General features: G+C 41.5%; 9 protein-coding genes. 2 read left to right on the top strand and 7 right to left on the bottom strand.

The annotated features are described in order from the left end of the window. Nucleotides 1–75 precede the first annotated feature (75 nt). Nucleotides 76–1,449, top strand: a complete 1,374-nt coding sequence (locus A4V03_RS00970) for a sigma-54-dependent transcriptional regulator (RefSeq protein WP_065537604.1) — start codon at nucleotides 76–78, stop codon at nucleotides 1,447–1,449. Between the two features lie 1,230 nt (nucleotides 1,450–2,679). Next, on the top strand, nucleotides 2,680–2,946 hold the full coding sequence (locus tag A4V03_RS00965) for a hypothetical protein (RefSeq protein WP_008024580.1): 267 nt from the start codon (nucleotides 2,680–2,682) through the stop codon (nucleotides 2,944–2,946). A 119-nt stretch (nucleotides 2,947–3,065) separates the two neighbouring features. On the opposite strand, the gene A4V03_RS00960 is transcribed toward A4V03_RS00965, so the two are convergent. From A4V03_RS00960 to A4V03_RS00930, 7 genes are all read right to left on the bottom strand, one after another. Continuing rightward, the gene (locus tag A4V03_RS00960; RefSeq protein ID WP_065540228.1) at nucleotides 3,066–4,637 is read right to left on the bottom strand and encodes a glycoside hydrolase family 76 protein; all 1,572 of its coding nucleotides are present in this window, start codon (nucleotides 4,635–4,637) and stop codon (nucleotides 3,066–3,068) included. 21 nt (nucleotides 4,638–4,658) lie between these two features. Continuing rightward, nucleotides 4,659–6,317: a LamG-like jellyroll fold domain-containing protein gene (locus tag A4V03_RS00955; protein ID WP_065537603.1), complete on the bottom strand. Its 1,659-nt coding sequence runs from the start codon at nucleotides 6,315–6,317 to the stop codon at nucleotides 4,659–4,661. A gap of 26 nt (nucleotides 6,318–6,343) precedes the next feature. Further along, nucleotides 6,344–7,315 (bottom strand): BT_3987 domain-containing protein, encoded by a 972-nt coding sequence (locus A4V03_RS00950; RefSeq protein ID WP_065537602.1) that lies wholly within the window; start codon nucleotides 7,313–7,315, stop codon nucleotides 6,344–6,346. A gap of 27 nt (nucleotides 7,316–7,342) precedes the next feature. Then, nucleotides 7,343–9,316 carry a RagB/SusD family nutrient uptake outer membrane protein gene (locus A4V03_RS00945; RefSeq protein WP_065540227.1) on the bottom strand — a complete coding sequence of 658 codons (1,974 nt, stop codon included), beginning with the start codon at nucleotides 9,314–9,316 and terminating at the stop codon, nucleotides 7,343–7,345. A 17-nt stretch (nucleotides 9,317–9,333) separates the two neighbouring features. Further along, nucleotides 9,334–12,432, bottom strand: coding sequence for a SusC/RagA family TonB-linked outer membrane protein (locus tag A4V03_RS00940; protein ID WP_065537601.1), 3,099 nt, complete (start codon nucleotides 12,430–12,432; stop codon nucleotides 9,334–9,336). Nucleotides 12,433–12,458: 26 nt separating this feature from the next. Continuing rightward, nucleotides 12,459–13,814 (bottom strand): IPT/TIG domain-containing protein, encoded by a 1,356-nt coding sequence (locus A4V03_RS00935; protein ID WP_065537600.1) that lies wholly within the window; start codon nucleotides 13,812–13,814, stop codon nucleotides 12,459–12,461. A 435-nt stretch (nucleotides 13,815–14,249) separates the two neighbouring features. Next, nucleotides 14,250–18,290 carry a hybrid sensor histidine kinase/response regulator transcription factor gene (locus A4V03_RS00930; protein ID WP_065537599.1) on the bottom strand — a complete coding sequence of 1,347 codons (4,041 nt, stop codon included), beginning with the start codon at nucleotides 18,288–18,290 and terminating at the stop codon, nucleotides 14,250–14,252. Between the last annotated feature and the right edge of the window lie 63 nt (nucleotides 18,291–18,353).

Below are 18,353 nucleotides of genomic sequence, written 5' to 3'. Positions count from 1 at the left end.
TAATTTAAGTTTGCAAATATACCACTTTCGCCCAAAACCTCTTACCTTTGTGACTTAAAAGAATCAAAACCTGATATGATGAGCTCCATATTGATCGTTGAAGATGATATCACTTTTGGAATGATGCTAAAAACCTGGTTAGGAAAAAAGGGCTTTGAAGTATCATCAGTGAGTAATATTGCACGTGCCCGGAAACATATCGAAAGCCAAAGCGTCGATCTGGTTTTATCAGACCTGCGGCTACCCGACCATGAAGGCATGGACCTGCTGAAATGGATGAACGAACAAGGCATGGACATTCCTTTGATTATCATGACCGGCTATGCGGATATACAGTCCGCCGTACAAGCAATGAAACTGGGAGCACGTGATTATATCGCCAAGCCGGTGAATCCGGAAGAGTTACTGAAGAAAATCTCTGAATGTTTACAATCCGGAGACACTCCCGCTACTCATCACACAGCTAAATCGTCTTCTAAAAAAGGTTCTTCTACCTCATCGAAAGATTCAACAGAAAACAACCGTGCTTATCTGGAAGGAGAAAGTGACGCGGCCAAGCAACTCTACAATTATGTAGGCCTGGTAGCTCCGACCAATATGTCCGTCCTTATCAACGGCTCCAGCGGAACTGGAAAAGAGTATGTGGCACACCGTATTCACCAACTTAGCAAACGAAGCGATAAGCCGTTTATTGCCGTAGATTGTGGCTCTATCCCGAAAGAACTGGCGGCTTCCGAGTTTTTCGGTCATGTAAAAGGATCGTTTACAGGTGCGTTGACTGATAAAACCGGTGCTTTCGTTGCTGCCAACGGAGGTACTATCTTCCTCGATGAAATCGGGAATCTTAGTTACGAAGTGCAGATACAACTGCTCCGTGCTCTGCAAGAGAGAAAAATACGTCCGGTAGGCTCTACACAGGAGATATCGGTAGATATTCGTTTGGTATCCGCCACCAATGAGAACCTGGAACAGGGGATTGAGAAAGGCTCTTTCCGTGAAGATCTTTACCATCGCATCAATGAATTTACCCTGCGGATGCCCGATCTGAAAGAACGGAAAGAAGATATTCTGCTCTTTGCCAATTTCTTCCTCGATCAGGCAAACAAAGAACTGGATAAACACTTGATTGGCTTTGACGCGAAGGCATCACAAGCTTTATTGAATTATCATTGGCCGGGAAATTTACGCCAAATGAAGAACATTGTCAAAAGAGCAACTTTATTGGCACAAAGCAGTTTCATCACCTTGCTGGAGTTGGGAACCGAGCTTTTGGAAACTCCTGCATCGAGCAGCACCAGTATTGCACTACGCAACGAAGAAACCGAAAAAGAGCATATTTTGGAAGCACTGCGCCAAACCGGGAATAATAAAAGCAAAGCGGCGCAATTACTGAATATTGACCGGAAGACATTATATAATAAGTTGAAACTGTATAATATAGAGTTATAACTCCGTAAATCTACAAGTATACTCTCCGTAACACCATTGGATTAACTGAATTCTCTCCGGCACTTCTGTTGAAAACTTTATTTCTGCACAGTAATGCACTGTTTCAGCCTATTCTGACAAGGGTATATTCTCACCGCTATGAGAATTTTTTCTCATACCTATGAGTATTTTTTCTCATAGCAGTGAGTATTTTTTCTCATAGGGATAAGTACAGTTGAGAATATTTGCGTTTTTTTTAGAGCCTGTTTAAATTCTCTTCAGTCATAATTTTATAGCTGATATTTCAACTTACCCCGGCTCTTCTTGTCGCGTCCGTCTGTAGTTGGCGGAAGGGGTATTAACAGTTGCGCTCTTGGCTATTAATAGAAAACTTCCCGCCCATTAAGTCTAAAGTTCCTTCGGACAGGAAGGAAACTTTCTTTTTATTCGATACAAACTATAAACGCAAGCTTTGATTATATAATTGCAAGCTTCGTTTTTATAATCAAAGCCTTTGTTTTTATAAACGAAGCTTTCGTTTATAGTTTACGGTTAACGAAAAATAAGTTTACATACTGATAATAAGAAGTTTACAATTAATGAAAGAGAACTTTTCTATTAATGAATGAAAAGTGGGTTATTAAGAGCCTGCTCCGAGTTTTGCCCGACACAGTTTTGAGAGTTGCTTTCGAGTATATTTTCTGTTGTTGTGAGGAGCATGACGGAGACTATGTGACGAATAAAAATAGGTCGGTAAAGCCTATCTAACATAATCTCAGGAAAATTTAAACAGGCTCTTAATTATAATTGTATGAGTTTACCTCATTTCCGTACCCTTTTGAATGAAACACATATATTAAATGAGAGAAATTATATATTCGAAAAAGTTTTATTTGCGTACATTTGTAAACCAATATAATAACCTACACTGGGTAGCTAGCTAAGAAAAGCAGACCTTGTCCCTGCCCAAATGAAACAAAATAGACGACCAAACAAAAATTTGTAGCGGGGAGTGTGGAATAATTCCACATTCCCCGCCACAAATTCCACACACTCCATACACACTTCCCCAACATTCTGATTGGTTCTATTTCCACATATCTTTATTTATCAGCTACTTACCATATACTCTTCTATTTTGGCACGCGCTTTGATCTTTAATTAGACATTAGCGAAAAAGCAATAACCAATTCCTTAACACAAGAGAGAGAATTGAAAATATATGTTTAATTATCATTAAAGCAAACGATTATGAAAAAATTAGTATTAGTAGTAGCAATGTTTATGTTTGTTTGTGGTGGTTCATTCCTTGTAAAGGCGCAGAGTTCTGCGGAAGCTGTGACAGCCCCGACAGGAATCAATGCGACAGTTGTCAATGATACAGTAGTAAAAGATACTGTAACTAAAGAAGACGAGCCTGCAAAGGCATCACTGATTGCATTAGCCGCCAATGTCAATGATACAGTTGTCACAGACACTGCATCCAAAGACAAACCGGCTGTGCCTGTCAAGGAATAACCTTGCCAACAACATGCAAAACATAGTCTGCCGAAGAATAGTAAGCACACTACAAAAAAAAAGCCATCCCTACTTTCGTCTATTCCGGGGATGGCTTTTTTTATAAAATAACTCAATAACTATCTATTTTCACGCTCCAGCACAGCTAAACGGGCATATAATTCGACAAGCGCTCCCTGCATCCGAATTTCCCAGCTTGTTTTAGTAGTTCCCCCACGCAAATCATCATCATTCAGCAAGTTATTACTCTGATGACAACTGCTTTCCCATGCATGAATCATACTTTTCTCTATATCATCGACATATTTACGGTTATTGTCAATCGAATAGAGTTCAAAAAATCCACGGCACATAATTGTATTGAACCACATATCTTGTTTTGGAGCGAAGATATTAAAGGTCAAGTCCAACTCTTTTGAACGGTAAGGGATAAACCATTTCTTGTGACAACTTTCGGCAATGGCGTATGCTTCATCCAAATACTTTTGTTCACCAGTAATTTTATACAGAAGACAAGCCGCCTGCAAAGGCTGTCCGCTATTGTATGAATACTTGTTTTTTTCGATATCACCCGGCTGATTGGGATCATCTTTTCCGGGACGTACATTATCGTAAAACAAATGATCGGACTTGTCTTGCAATACGTTCAGCATATAGTCATAACATTTAATTGCCCAATCAAGATATTCCTGTTCGCCAGTCAACAGATATAACTTACACCCCAACACAGCCGTAGGAGCGGTAGAGCAAGAATGTTTGCTGGTAGTATGTGAGTTCAGTTCTCTCCAATGAACGCCACCGCCACAAGTCTCATCCCACCCATGGTCTATCAGATAACGCCATACAGCTTCAGCCTGCGTCAGGTAACGCATTTCTTTAGTCAGACCATACCAATCCGCCATGTCCAATCCAATCCATACGTTATCGTCATAGTAACGTTCGTTGCCTGCCGCAGGATAACAAGAATATGCCCATATATTATGGTCTTTTTTATAGAAATTCTGAATTCCTTTAAACATCATCTCGTCCATTGCCGCATAAATGTTCTCTACTTCACTTTCCATAGCAGCTTCACGCATGGCAACAAAGGCTGATAATCCGGCACCTTGTCCCCACACTAAAGCATCGCCATCCCAGTAAGCGCCACCGTTGTACGGATAGTTGCTCCTCCAGCAACTACGCGAACTCTTACCGAAATAAAGATCAATAATAGTAGTCATGTAAGAATGAGTACGGCTCAGCATTGCAGGTAATTCCAATTCCACCTCTTCTTCTTTCTCGCGATAAGGAGTCAGACGTCTATTTTCCACTACAGAACGCTTTCCGCTTTTACTGATAGCCACAGCCGATACTTCATAGAGTGAAAAATAAGGAACTGTAATCAAATATTCACATGAGGCACCACTCTCTGCGGGAATTGTAATACAACCAGGAGAGTACACAGAGCGAGTCACCTCTTCCGACACATCTCTATAAGAGATCTCCACCATATCTAAGTCGCGATTGAGCGGACATACCCATTTCACTAACAATTCATTGTCGGCATCAGTAGTCTCTACCGAGAACGAACTGACCGGAGAGATGTTATCGCCTGCTACAATAACATCATCTACAGAGTCTTCATCGTTGCAGGCACTCAGTGCCAGCAACGTGAATAAATTGAAAATAAATAACTTATATATCGCTTTCATATTTCCTTTCATTTAAAATAATTAGTTAAAAGGTATCACAATCTCAGCAGCATCGCCAAATCTCTCCAATGGGAAATCCGTTTCAGTCCAATTGTTGTATTTACAGATATGCATCACCAAATCATAATCGGCATTAGTGGCATCTTCCACATAAGTAGTTGAAGCTCCCGGTGAAAATATCCAGCGTGCCAGTAATCCATCCGGATGTTCCTCTTGAAGCTCTGTTGCATTGGCTTTCAACTGTTCGACTGTACGGCAAACATTCCAAATACGTGCTTCACGCAAAGCACCGCAAAGGAAACGTCTGTCATCCGACGCTCTTCCGATTGAGATTTTACCACCATCATTCCCTGCACAAAGGTCTATTTCCTGATAATCTATGTCAGTCCGATGCTGATCGTCCCACTTCACTTGTTTACCGTTAACGTAAAGCTTATATTTCTCGTTATAATCGTCTTTTCCTTTCGAACAATCAACCACAAGAGCGATATGCATCCATTTTCCAAGTTCGAAAGCGCCATGTCCAGTTCTTAGTTTTAATTTATCACTAATGCCAACCAGTTCCATCTGACGTCCTTTATTTCCTTCCCAGTCACCACCGCGAAGAATAAAGTATCCCTCTTTTCCCATAAAGGTCTGCAACCAATTCGTCTCATCTATGCGTGTCACAGTTTCCCAAGTCATCTGGGTCAGTTTAAAGTTATTGGTCTTCTCTTTGATAGCTGCCGCCCCTTCACCGACCATTTCTCCGAAATGTGTCCAAACTCCATAGTCGCGCCCCAAGTTCATATACTGTGGCTCGCCTGGAAGGATGTCCACTGTGATTTGTTTCGATACCTGATTTTTTGCATCTGTTATTGTGAACGATGTGGTTCCTACTCTGCGCCCGATTACAGTCACTTCATTCCCATAGATTTCCAGTCGCATAATTTTCGCATCACCGCTATCTAGAATTTTATACTCACCGTTACCACCGATGATACGTACCTTTTTTTTACCCTGTGCTCCGTTAATAGTGACTCCATCTTCATCGGCATCTGTCAATATCGGTTTCGGAGCAATCACATTGACGGTCACGTAGGCTGTTTTACCTTGTCGGTCTTTCACCTCAAGCTCCGCACTTCCTTGTGCAATACCTTTGATTCTGAACTTTTCCGTTTCTTCCAGGGCGTCGGTATAAAGTTGTATGCAATCGGGAACGGCGATCTCACCTTCTTCCTGATGAAAGCCCACCGTATATCCACCATTACCAGTATAAATACGAACTTCCGCCTCATCAGCACCCTCCACTTGCGAATAAAGCGTGAACAGAGTTTGGCTGAGTTTCAAATCAAATGTCGCAGCCGTAGTCACCATAATTTTGACACGCTGTTCGTATTTGTCCGTCAGGTATACCACACTTTGTGCATGATTATCTCTTTCTAGAGCTTTTAGCTTCACGGTATTACCTTCCACTTCTGCCGTCACCACCTTATCATTGGCGGAAACCACCACATATTCACCATTTCCGGAAAGGATATTCACTATCCGTTCATCACCCTGCGCGATACTGATATCCGTAAGGTCCACTTTCAATTCAACCACATCGGCAAGCGTTCCGTTATCTTTATTATTATCGTCATCACCACACGCACCTAATGCCAGCAGTGAAGCGAAAAAGAAATACTTTACAATTTTCATATACTATTACATTTAGGGTTATTGGGTTACTCTTCTACATCCACATCCGGGTATTCCACACGCAATACATCTCTCGACATGGAGAAGGTACCGTCGAACGTCATCTTCAACGGTTCACCTTGCGTATTGTCTACGTATGCATACGACATTTCGATGGTAGTCACCTCTGTGTAGTAGCGCTGGTCCGTATAGTTGTGGGTATACTTACGTGTTAACTTGGCACTATAAGGGTTAAACTGCAAGTCCGGATTCTTCGAAACAAGCGTTATATTACCAAACATGTCACGATGAATTTCCACCACATAATCCAGATAATCAGCCGTATTCAATCGCGTCTTTTCACCTACAAACATATAGCAGACATCATTATTGATGGCATATAGGTGCGTACTGGTAGTCTCGGTGGTGTAACTTGTTCCTTGTTGGGTCACTACCCCTTTACCACTATAGATACCTGAGTAATTGTTTTTGAAACCGATATGTGCTAACACCTTCGTATATTTGCTCTTTCCCATCGGTTCGCCGATAGAAGAAGAAATACGTAACGGCAACACATAGTCGTCGTACAAACTACCCACCTGCGAAATTTTCGTCAGGTCAATCGTGATATACGCACTCGCATTCAGTTCTCCTCTCGGGATAGTCCAAGAGGAATTGTCGAACACATACGTTTCTGGCGAAAGTATTTTATAATAAAGACTCGTCTGATTTTTATACTTTTCCCAATTATATCGATCCAGCGTATCCTGATCGACTTCCATCGTTACCGTAATATCCTTATCATTAGCAGAAGTACCGTTTACTCCAAAATATATAGGAAGCACTGCCATGTTATCTTCTGTCACTGTTAGTTCATAATCCTGCCATCCGTTACGAACAATGTACGAATTCTTTTCAAACAGCTCGTCCTCCAGTCTGTCGCAGGCTCCAAGTCCAAACGACAGTAGTACGAGTACAACGCCTATCAGTCTGTATTTTTTATATCTAAATTGTGTCATAATGCAGTTTCTTAATAATTAATTCCTTTACCATCCCGGATTCTGTGTCATATTTACATTCCGTTTGAGTTCGTATGTTGGAAAAGGCCACAAATACATACGTTGTTCAAACACCTTGTGCACCGTTGTAATGATGGTCGGTTTGTAGAAGTCAGCAATGTGTGTTTCATCATCACTCACATTGATATTACAACCTTGTAGCAATTGATTTTCTTCTATCATAGCATCTTTCCAACGACGTAAATCGAAATAACGCATGCAATTCTCACCAAACAATTCCACTTGGCGTTCTTTTTTCAACTTCATGCGGAAATCATCAGGATTTTTGTATGTTGCATCCGAATAATCCGGTACACCGGCACGCATACGGATACGTTTGATGGCATAACGCATTTCATCGACATCCCGCTGAATTACCATATCTTCCCCTGTATAGCTTGTTACATGATGCACTTCGGTCAGTTCGTTAAGGGCTTCGGCATAAATCAACAAAATTTCACCATAACGTATGGTCATCTCCGTCTTATCCACCTGATATCCTCCTGTTGTTCTTGAATCTTCATTGTTGTAGTATTTCTTCATAGTGATACCCGTAATCGGACAATCTTCCTTAAATCCCTGTTTCCCATCATTCAATCCACGATAATAGAATATCTGACTGTTGCGGTACATCGTTTCGGAAGAGCTGGATGCTTCCCAAACAGCACCACTATAACCGACAGAAGCATAGAAACGAGGCTCCCGGTTATTGTACATCAAAGAAACGTTAGCTGGCAAAAACGGATTGGTAGCAGCGTACGCCTGCGTGGTAAACCCTTCGGTCACATAGTCGCCTGTAACAGCAGCTTCTGTAATGCTCCGACCATCGTTCATGGCATACGCATCCACCATCTTCTGTGTCACAGCCAATTTATTATTTCCTTTCAGCGTCTTAGGCATCAATTCTTCGTTCCATCTGTTGATATTCAGATGCCCCTTACTAGAACGAGTGAATATCAACTCTTGATTCTTAGACCCCAAGATAGTGCCATCAAAGATCGATTTATAAGAAAGAAGCGGGTCTACATCCTCCCAACCATCCGGATATTTTTTATTGGAATATTCTTCATGGTAAGGAGGACGTGTCGATGGTAGTGACGTAGCTTTCGGAGCTACCGTGTAGAGCTCATACAGATTAGCATTTTTAGACAGTTCAATAAGATCCTTTGCCGCTGCTGCTGCCCTTGCCCACTTGTTTTCGTCGTATTCTTGCGACACCAACTGATTACCATAGCAGTCTTTTACATTAAACAAGTCGGTATTTCCGTTAAACAGCGGACTGGCCGCATATAACAACACACGCGCACGCAATCCTAATGCAGCACCACGTGTGGGACGCCCCAAGTTGTTAACTGTCCGTTTGGTAGGTAGCGATCGTGCCGCTTCTGCCAGTTCCTTGTCTATAAAATCCACTAGAACATCAAAACGCTCACGTGGCAACGATAATTCTTCGTAAGACAGATTTACATCTTGTCCTTCTAACGGAATCAAGGGAACAGGACCATATACACGTATCAATCCCCAATAAGAATAAGCGCGCAAGAAACGAACTTGTGCTTTCATATCCGCCTTCTCATCCATCGTCAATTCCGGACAGCGGTCTACATTATTAATAAAAGTAGACGCTTTGCGGATTCCTTCGTAATATTTCCACAAACGAGATTCACTCTCTTGAGAATCACTCAACTGGTTGTCAGCACTATAATTCCCCTCCTGATAATCTTTCATATCCGGATGATAAAGGTCGTCGCTCGCCCAACGGAACGGTTCCGAGAATTCACCAACATAAAGCATTGTATTGTATGCACTATGCAGCCACCCTTCCGTGTAGACCCGCTTTGAAAAAGCAGAGTCTACAGAAACCTGGTCATAAAAATATCTGTCCACATCAAGATAGTCGGCACATGAAGAGCATACAATAGCACCCACTGCCAGCCACAGACTATAAAGTAATCGTTTCATAATTGGTTTTTTAAACATTAGAAGCTAAATTGAATATAACAAGAGTAAGTTCTATTAATTGGATAACTACTTCCTGACTCATTTGTCCCTTCCGGATCCCACCATTTGAACGGTGCCCATGTAAACAAATTCTGTCCGATAAATCCAATACGCATATTACTTACAAGGAACTTACGTGTCCACATCTGCGGCAGATCATAAGTGATTTCCAAGTTACGCAGACGTAAATACTTTCTCTCTTTCAACCAATAAGTAGACTTACGGTTGTTATTATTGTTATTAGTATATGTCAGACGAGGCCAGTCTGCATTCGGGTCTTCCGTTGCTTCCGTTCCGGAAATTTCTTTCGGGATCCAACGATTGCCGTCCACCATTACCTGAAGGATATTACCACGTTTACCATCGTGGAAAGCGTGCGGACCGTTCCCTCCTACAAAGAAGTCGCACTTTCCTGTACCCTGAAATAACATATTGATTCCCCAATTTTTCCAATTGGCACTTAAGCCGAGACCATACTGAAGGCCCGGTGTTTCTCTGTATCCTAATGGTACTTTATCGTCATCTGTAATTACACCGTCACCATTCACATCCTTATATTTAATATCACCCGGTAGAATCGTTTTGTTTGACAATGCCACTTGGCTCGGACTACGGTCAATGTCCTCTTGATCTTTGAACAACCCCAACGCTATGAGACCACGACTTTGATTCAACTGGAATCCCTTTTCCATCTTATACCACAATTCGTTGGCAGCCTCATCTCTGTCTATCACATCGGTTGTCTGATAGGTAAAATTAGCACGAAGTTGCAGATTCACCTGTCCTATTCGTTGTGTATAAGCAATGTTACCATCCCAGCCATACGACTTCATCTTACCCACATTCGCCATTGGAGTCTGGTCGGCAAGTCCAGTAGTCAGCGGCATTTGGTTACGTTTCATGAAGATATCGTCACGCTTGTCCAAAAACCAGTCTATTGTACCTGTAATCTTGCTGTTGAAAAAAGAAAAGTCGACTCCGACATCGTATTTCTTAGCAACTTCCCATGTTAAATAAGGTGTACCCATCGTCTTGATGCGATAACCTTGTGCAGAATTATTCGTAAATTCACCAAAAGAATATGCATTATCGTCAGTATTTACCAACGTAATGTAAGGGAAACGGCGTCCGGCAATCTCATCATTACCTACTTCGCCATACGAAGCACGAATTTTGAACTGGTCCATCCATGGCATCATTTTTTTTATGAAAGGTTCTTCCGAAAGTACCCATCCCACCGACACCGCTGGAAAGAAGCCGAACTGCTTACCCTTTTCAAAGTTCTCTGATCCGGTATATCCCCAGTTAAATTCTGTCAGATATTTATCCTTGTAAGCGTATGTGAAACGACCGGAATAGGCAAGTGTCCGATGAGGAATGGAAGCCATCAAATCATCTTCCGCAAAGTTGACGTCAGACGTTTCTTGCTGGTAAACCATGGCAAATGCCCCTACACGATGTTTCTCGGCAAACAATCGGCTATAATCCAATGAAGCCTGCAAGTAGTAACGCTTGTCACCTTCTACCGTTTTAGCTTGTGACATGGCCTTAGCATTCGCTTCCCGCTTCAGGACCAAGTTTCCATTGCCATCGCGCAAAGACTCTGCTGACCAAAGTTCTTCTCCTTTTTCACGTACGATTGTGTTCTTATTGTATGTATCGAAAGCAAATACTCCATTAAATTTCAAGCCTTTCGTAATAAAAGAAAGATCTTGTTCTAAACCTACATTCGTTTCCATCTTGTTTTCCCAGATGGTACGATAACCTGTTTGAGTCATCTGATATTCGGGAGTCGTCATACCACTGACAATGGGCCACTGTCCAGTAGACCATTTACGCGGAGCAGTCACCGGAGTGTAAGAAGCAAACGATTGCCAAATATCGCCCGAACTACTAGAAGGAGACGTACGGTTGACTAACCATCCCCCTACACCAACCGACAACACCGTTGTTCGTGTCAGGTTCATATCCACATTGGCGCGATAGTTCCAACGTTCGTACGTGGAGTTGGTATTGTATTTATTTTCCGAAGAAGAAGTTCGATAACGACCGTTTTCACCGGTGTATCGTCCAGTTACAAAGTAACGTACATTGTCACTACCGCCTGAGAAACTAATATTAGCATAGTAACTCGGCGCACCTTTTTTCAGCATCAGATCTCTCCAGTCTATGTTCGGGTAAAGATCCGGGTCCAATCCGTGTTGAATAATGTCCAACTCCTCATTAGTGTAAAGCGGATTCTCATAACGTCCTACCAACGCTTCATTTGCCAATCTGGCCCAGTCATAACCACTGGCGTATTCGGGCACTTTGACCGGTGTATTCCAATCGAAACCTGCCTTCACGTTGATTTTCACCTTTCCTTTTTCACCGCGTTTGGTTGTAATCAATACCACTCCATTGGCGCCGCGTTGACCGTAAATAGCAGTGGCCGAGGCATCCTTCAAAACAGAGAATGACTCAATATCCTCCACCGGAATCTCATTAAAACTACGTTCCACGCCGTCTACTAAAATCAGGGCACCCGATTTTGCACCAAACGTGCTCATACCGCGAATCCAAAACTGTGACATATTCTCGCCCGGCTCACCACTACTCTGCATGGCAATAATACCCGGAACAACACCCGCCAGTGAATTAGACAAGTTGGCACCCGGCGCATTCAACTGTTTTAGCTCTACGTTAGTGATAGCACCCGTTAGTGTTTTCTTCTTCTGCACACCACTAGCAGTCACCACCACCTCGTCTATCGTCTGGTTATCTTCTTTCATTGTCACCTTAAGATTATTCTTATCTTTGATAGACAGAACCGGAATTTCGACCGGCTGATAGCCCACAAATGTGATTTGCAGCACGTCATACGCCCCTACCTTCAGCGAAAACCGTCCATCAAGATCAGTGATAGCACCCACGCCCGGTTGGTTCTTGGCTACAACCGATGCACCGATGATAGGTCCCAAGGCATCTTCCACCACACCTTTTATAATAAGCTTTTTGTCCTCCTGCGCCTGCAAAGACTGTGGCACAAGCAACATTGCCATTAGAAGCAATACGATATATTGTTGTATATTCTTCATGGAAAATTATTTGTTTTTTATGATTATTACTCAACTGTCACACGACGAATGACGTGATTTTCACGGTCTGCCACGTACACAGAGTTATCCGGATATACTGTCACACATTCTGGACTGTTAAATTTCGCCAATTCCGGCAGTCCATCTCCAAAACCGCTCTGCTCCGGAATACCAGCATACAATGAAGCCACTCCCGCAGGTGTAATCTTACGAATGATATGTGCACTCTTTTCAGGTACAAACATATTGCCATCTTCATCGAACGCTGGTTGGCGAGGCTGATTCAGACGTACCGTGGCACCAGAACCGTTCATATAGCCACTTTCATCCCATGCGCCAACAAACAATGACGGTATACCGAAAGTACGTGTAGTCGCATCATAGGGTACTTTATATATGCAATGACGATTGCATACTACAACATACAAAATCGTACCTTCCGGATTGAACATCATACGTGTCTCGACACTCGTTGCATTGTTCACTTGGAAAAGCTTTTCATAATCCTCAAACCCCGGTCCTACATAACGCCAGATATAGCCATCACCCTTGTTACTGAAGAAAACTTCTCCTGTCTTGGGATGCACAGCAATACCTGTAGTACCGATTTTCGTACCTCGGCTTAGCCCACGCACATCCACAAAGCCCCCTTCGCGAGTCACGTAAAGAATATTAAAGTCTGTTCGAGTATTAGTCTCATCCGTAAAACAATAGTTGGAGATATATAACGTATCCTGATTGGGGCTGAACGCCAATGCCGTGGGCGATTGAAAAGGTCCGGTAGAACATTGTACCAAAGTTTCCACTTCACCGTTACGTGCCCGACGCAGCGCACCATTTTTGTCAGTACCACGCCCTTCATCAATAAAAAACACCGTGCCATCTTTATCTGTCAACAAAAACCACGTGCGTTGCAATTTGCTGGCAGCGTACGGTCCGTCATCACGTCCCTTCATACCTTGTTGCCCTACCATCGTGGTCACATTTCGCTTAAACTGATAGCGGAATTTGGAATCTGAAGCATACTCTTCCACATTATCCCCCTTACCTATATATAAACGAACATATCCGGTATCTGCCCGTGCGGGAACGATAGCATAAATCATCTCATCGTCCATACGCACAATAGGCGCTATTTTGTTGTTAACCGTCACCGTTACATATTCCGGATCGGAACCGAAATTCTTACCACGGATGATCAACTGTGTACCGATACCTCCACTATCAGGAGAGAAACTTTCGAAAACCGAACGCTTGCTCAGATCGGGAGGTGTAACTTGATATTGATTCATGGGAGCTAACTTATTATCACACCCCCAAAAAGCAGATATCACAATAAATAAGGATAATCCAAATTTGATGTTTGATAAATTGAATTTCATAAAATATTAAATTTAAATTAAGAACAAAGAGAGCATTCCTTACATAGCCTCAAAAACGATAAATGCAATATGAATTCATAGCATACATAATAATTAGTTAAACAATATTTCCTTTTCATTAGATTAAAGATTAATAAATTAATACTTTTCATGTTTTTTTAATTAAAACATTGACGAAACAAAGGTAAATCCATCAAACTCTACCAAAAAATTTGACTACTATTTTTTCGTTTTCTGGCACAAACATTTACTATATTAACACGAATATTTACTTATTCTTTTTAGCCATGAAGAGACGTCTAAAACGAGGTTATATCAACGAGGACTTCTTTGGGAGAAAAGAATACTCCAAACGAAACCAACCTGCAAAAGAGTCTCTACGAACATCGGTGAGTTCTCACTTTCCGCACCTAAAAAAATATTTTTCCTCCTGAATTATTGCTGAATTTCCTTCAAATGTTTCATCCGGAACTCTTTTGGCGTACACTCATACTTTTCACGAAACACTTTGAAGAAAGTAACTTTATTTGAGAATCCCGAATCGAACACAATTTCATCAATCGTTTTTTGGGTCGTCAGCAACAAATCTTTAGCCACATGCAAACGACATTTTCTTATCAGATCCGTCGGACTATCCTCTCCTATTTCTTCCATCTTCCGGTAAAGACTCCGAGGACTGATTGCCAATCGATCAGCGATATAACGCGGAGTTAAATCTTTGTTCGTTACATTATCATTGATAATTTTTAAAACTGACTGAAGGAACTTCTTCGATTCTTTATGCGTCAACTTTCCATCCGACTTTTCAAAAGAGCTGATTGGCGAACTGAAATAGTTCTTCAATATTTCTTTCCGTTCCATCACCTGACATACAGTAATACGAAGATACTCCGCACTGAACGGCTTTGTTATATACATCTCTGCTCCGGCAGAAAGAGCCTCCATCTGTTGTTCCATTTCATGCCGTCCGGAAACTATGATAATAGGAATATGCGCCGTCTCTTTCATCAACTTAATCCGTCGAGTCAATTCAATGCCACCGATGCCCGGCATCATGACATCGCAAATAATCACATTCGGATAAACCTCATTCATCACTTGCTCCAGGCGTTCGGGATCTTGCAATGTTACTACATTGAAGTCGCAGGAAAAGATCTCCCCAATAAACCATAACATTTCGATTTCATCATCGACCACTAAAAGCGTAGGGCGCATCTTGTCAAACTCATACTGGGGAAGTTTCAATATCGGTTGAGTATCTATTTGGGGGATATATTCTGCCGTCAGTCGTTTAGTTTCCGACACTCCGGTAGTCAGTTCCATGACCGGCAAAGTCAATGTAAACATCACCCATCCGTCAGAAGTATTTTCCACTTTCAATGTTCCATTCAACAACTTTGCCATATTATAAGAAATAGCCAGCCCTAACCCATTCCGTGAAAAGTTCTTTTCGTCCTGATTCTCAAAATTATCCAAAATAGCATATCGGTTGAATATATACTGGAAATCCTTTTCTTTGATGGTACTTCCTTCATTCGCAACACGAAGAAGCAGTAGGTTTTCTCCGTTCGTATCCACTTCAATCTTAATGCTCTGCCCGTCGGGAGTATATTTAAAAGCATTGGATATCAGATTGATAATAATTGTATTCAGAAAGCCCTTGTCTGAGTTCCACATCACTTGTTCGGGTATCTTACTCAAAAATGTGATGTTCCTGGATTTAGCCATTTCGACAAATGTTTTAGCTATTCCTTTCACAATGGAAGATACATCCAATGATTCCAGCCGCACTTCCCTGTTTTCGGTTTCGATACGGCGGAATTCGATCAGCTCATGAATCAGATTGTTGAGGCGTTCAGCATTTGTCTGAATCATCTGAACGTAATCGACTACGAATTTACTGAGCCCCTTTGATGAAAGAATACGTCCGCAAGGACCGTAGATAAGAGTCAACGGGGTACAGAATTCGTGAGCTATGTTAGTAAAGAAACGAAGCTTCGACTCGAATACATTCTTTTGATGGCGTTTTTCTATTTCATTCAGCAATTCCTGCTTTTTCCGTTTGGTGCGGAGAATGAACGAACGTATCAACATGGCGGCTATCAGAAGCAGGCATAAAGAATAAATGAGATATGCCCACCAAGAGGCGTACCACGGATCACCGATCCGTATCAACAAAGAATAGACATCACTTTCTTTATCGAATACACTATTGTAGTACTTTACCAATAATGTATATTCGCCAGGAGCCATGTTCGTGAAAGAGACAGAATTTTCTTTACCATTATTAATCCACTGGTCACTCAGTCCTTTCAGTTTATAAGAATAGGTGCAGTTATTTCCGTTCAGATAATCGACAGAGGTGAATGAAACAGCAAAGAAATTTTGGTCGTATTTCAGATCCAATACTTCATTCTCCTTTTTACTAGTGATAAATTCCCCAAGGTTGTATTGTTCTCCAAAGATAGAGAGTTTGTCAAAGTAGATGGGAGGCATATAAAGTTGTTCGGGACGTCCGTCTGCCTGAATAGCTACAAAGCCGTTGATTCCTCCAAAAAATAAAGTACCCGTTTGCGGATCTCTATAGGAAGCTCCGTCACTAAATTCGACGACTTTAAGCCCGTCGCCCAAACCATAAGAGCGGAATACATTTCTTTTAGTATCAAAATTAATCAATCCTTGATTCGTACTCAACCAGAAGTTATCAGGTGAATGTCTTAGGATGGCATGGATGGTACTGTTCAAAAAACCGTCTTTTGCATTAAACAATTGATAAGAATTTTCCGAGGCATACTTGATGACTCCATAAGTAGTACCAATCAAATAATTGTCTGCCTCATCTTTCATAATAGGCACTACTTTGTTCAAGTTCATATTCTCATATTTATGAGTGGTCAGCGGTTCCAATCCGTTGGTTGTATTATTGAAACGGAAAACTCCATGCCCCATATTGCCGAACAATAAGTTCAGAGTGTCCCCTTTGCAGATAGTAAAGAAGTAATTGGAGTCGAACTCTCCGCCATTGACCACATATCGTTGTACATCTTCAAGAACCGGATAATCCGGTGTACCTCCGATGCGCGCTCTGACTACTCCCATCCCCACACTGGCCAGCCATAATTCCGAGTCTTCCGTTTCATAAATATCATGTATGTATTTGAATTCCTCATTATCAATCCAAAGAGGAAGTTTCTTGATACGGCGTTCGCGATATGAATAAAAGTTCAGTCCTTCTTCATCACCAATCCATAACAAGTTACGGTTACTTTCTCCGATACAGTAGACCGCATTGCTGCCTAAACCGCTGTTCGATGTTGTCAGTATCTCCGATCGACAGTCTGATAGATTTTTATCCACTTCATAATCAAAAATTTTAAGTATACCATTCCCTTTCGTACCGATCCAAAAAGTACGCTCCTTATCAAGCAGCAGAGCACGCACGGGACGTTCTATTTTTTCGGTATAGTTACTCAGTACCACTGATTTTATAGAATAAAGAGGATTCGAATAAAGATACACCCCCTGACCGTCTGTACCTATCCAGACTACATCCTGAAAACGGTCTTTTATCAGGCTGAATGCCCCGCTATTTATAGGTAAGGTCTGAATTTGGTATTCACCGCTATCTTTTCGCCTTTCCAACACCAGAACACCGTCCATCATTAAGCCGACAAAAAAACTATCATGATATTTAACTATTGAGGAGATCTTGTCAAGCGCCTGTATTTCTGCTCCCAGATTAGCTATAAATTCACTCTTTTTAGTTTCAAAATAGAATGTATAGAGATTGTATTCCTTATCTACATAGTAAACAGCTTCTTCCTCATAAAAGCAATAAATCAATGGGGTATGGTATTCCAGAGCGCTTTTTTGTAATACTAAGGTGATATTCTTCGTCACAGGATCCAGTTGCAGATCGTAACACCGATTATACCCTTTCATCATTACCCACATACGATTATTATTATCGAAGAAAAAAGTAATGACATCCGAAATCGGGATACCAGTCACATTGATTTTTTTGAAAACACCTTCCTTTTCATGAAAATAATAGATACAGTTGCTGTCTTTAATAATAAATAAAGTCCCATGTTTATCCCGATTCATCAGAAACAATTTCTGAAACTCATTAAAGCGTGTAATGGAGTTCGTTTTACGGTCCAAGCGAATCAGGCTATAATAGGTCTGAAACCAATAGGTATCGTTGCCTGTATAGATAATATTATCAATTTGATTGCCAGATAAGTAATCCTCCTTGTCACGAGCCTTAAACTCTTCGATCTCCTGACCGTCGTAGATATTAAGTCCGTCACAAGTACCGATCCACATCAGTCCTTTATCGTCCTGGCACAAAGAAGTAATAGAGCTATTAGACATATATTCCTTGTCGGCAACTTGCTTCAGATTATAGGCACCGGCTGTATTCATCAGCAGATTAATACAGTAGAATAAAAGTAAAATACAATGTTTTTTCATGGCATAGAATCCTTAGATTTGCAATATGACAAAGGTAAACAAAAAAACTTTTCAGCACTTTTT

It is taken from the genome of Bacteroides caecimuris, assembly GCF_001688725.2.
Lineage (GTDB): Bacteria > Bacteroidota > Bacteroidia > Bacteroidales > Bacteroidaceae > Bacteroides > Bacteroides caecimuris.
Note: the sequence above shows the minus strand (reverse complement) of the source record. Positions and strands in the feature narration are given on the sequence as shown.

Coding starts and splice junctions, on each gene's coding strand:
- A4V03_RS00970 (WP_065537604.1), top strand. CDS start 76: ATGATGAGCTCCATATTGATCGTTGAAGATGATATCACTTTTGGAATG.
- A4V03_RS00965 (WP_008024580.1), top strand. CDS start 2,680: ATGAAAAAATTAGTATTAGTAGTAGCAATGTTTATGTTTGTTTGTGGT.
- A4V03_RS00960 (WP_065540228.1), bottom strand. CDS start 4,637: ATGAAAGCGATATATAAGTTATTTATTTTCAATTTATTCACGTTGCTG.
- A4V03_RS00955 (WP_065537603.1), bottom strand. CDS start 6,317: ATGAAAATTGTAAAGTATTTCTTTTTCGCTTCACTGCTGGCATTAGGT.
- A4V03_RS00950 (WP_065537602.1), bottom strand. CDS start 7,315: ATGACACAATTTAGATATAAAAAATACAGACTGATAGGCGTTGTACTC.
- A4V03_RS00945 (WP_065540227.1), bottom strand. CDS start 9,316: ATGAAACGATTACTTTATAGTCTGTGGCTGGCAGTGGGTGCTATTGTA.
- A4V03_RS00940 (WP_065537601.1), bottom strand. CDS start 12,432: ATGAAGAATATACAACAATATATCGTATTGCTTCTAATGGCAATGTTG.
- A4V03_RS00935 (WP_065537600.1), bottom strand. CDS start 13,814: ATGAAATTCAATTTATCAAACATCAAATTTGGATTATCCTTATTTATT.
- A4V03_RS00930 (WP_065537599.1), bottom strand. CDS start 18,290: ATGAAAAAACATTGTATTTTACTTTTATTCTACTGTATTAATCTGCTG.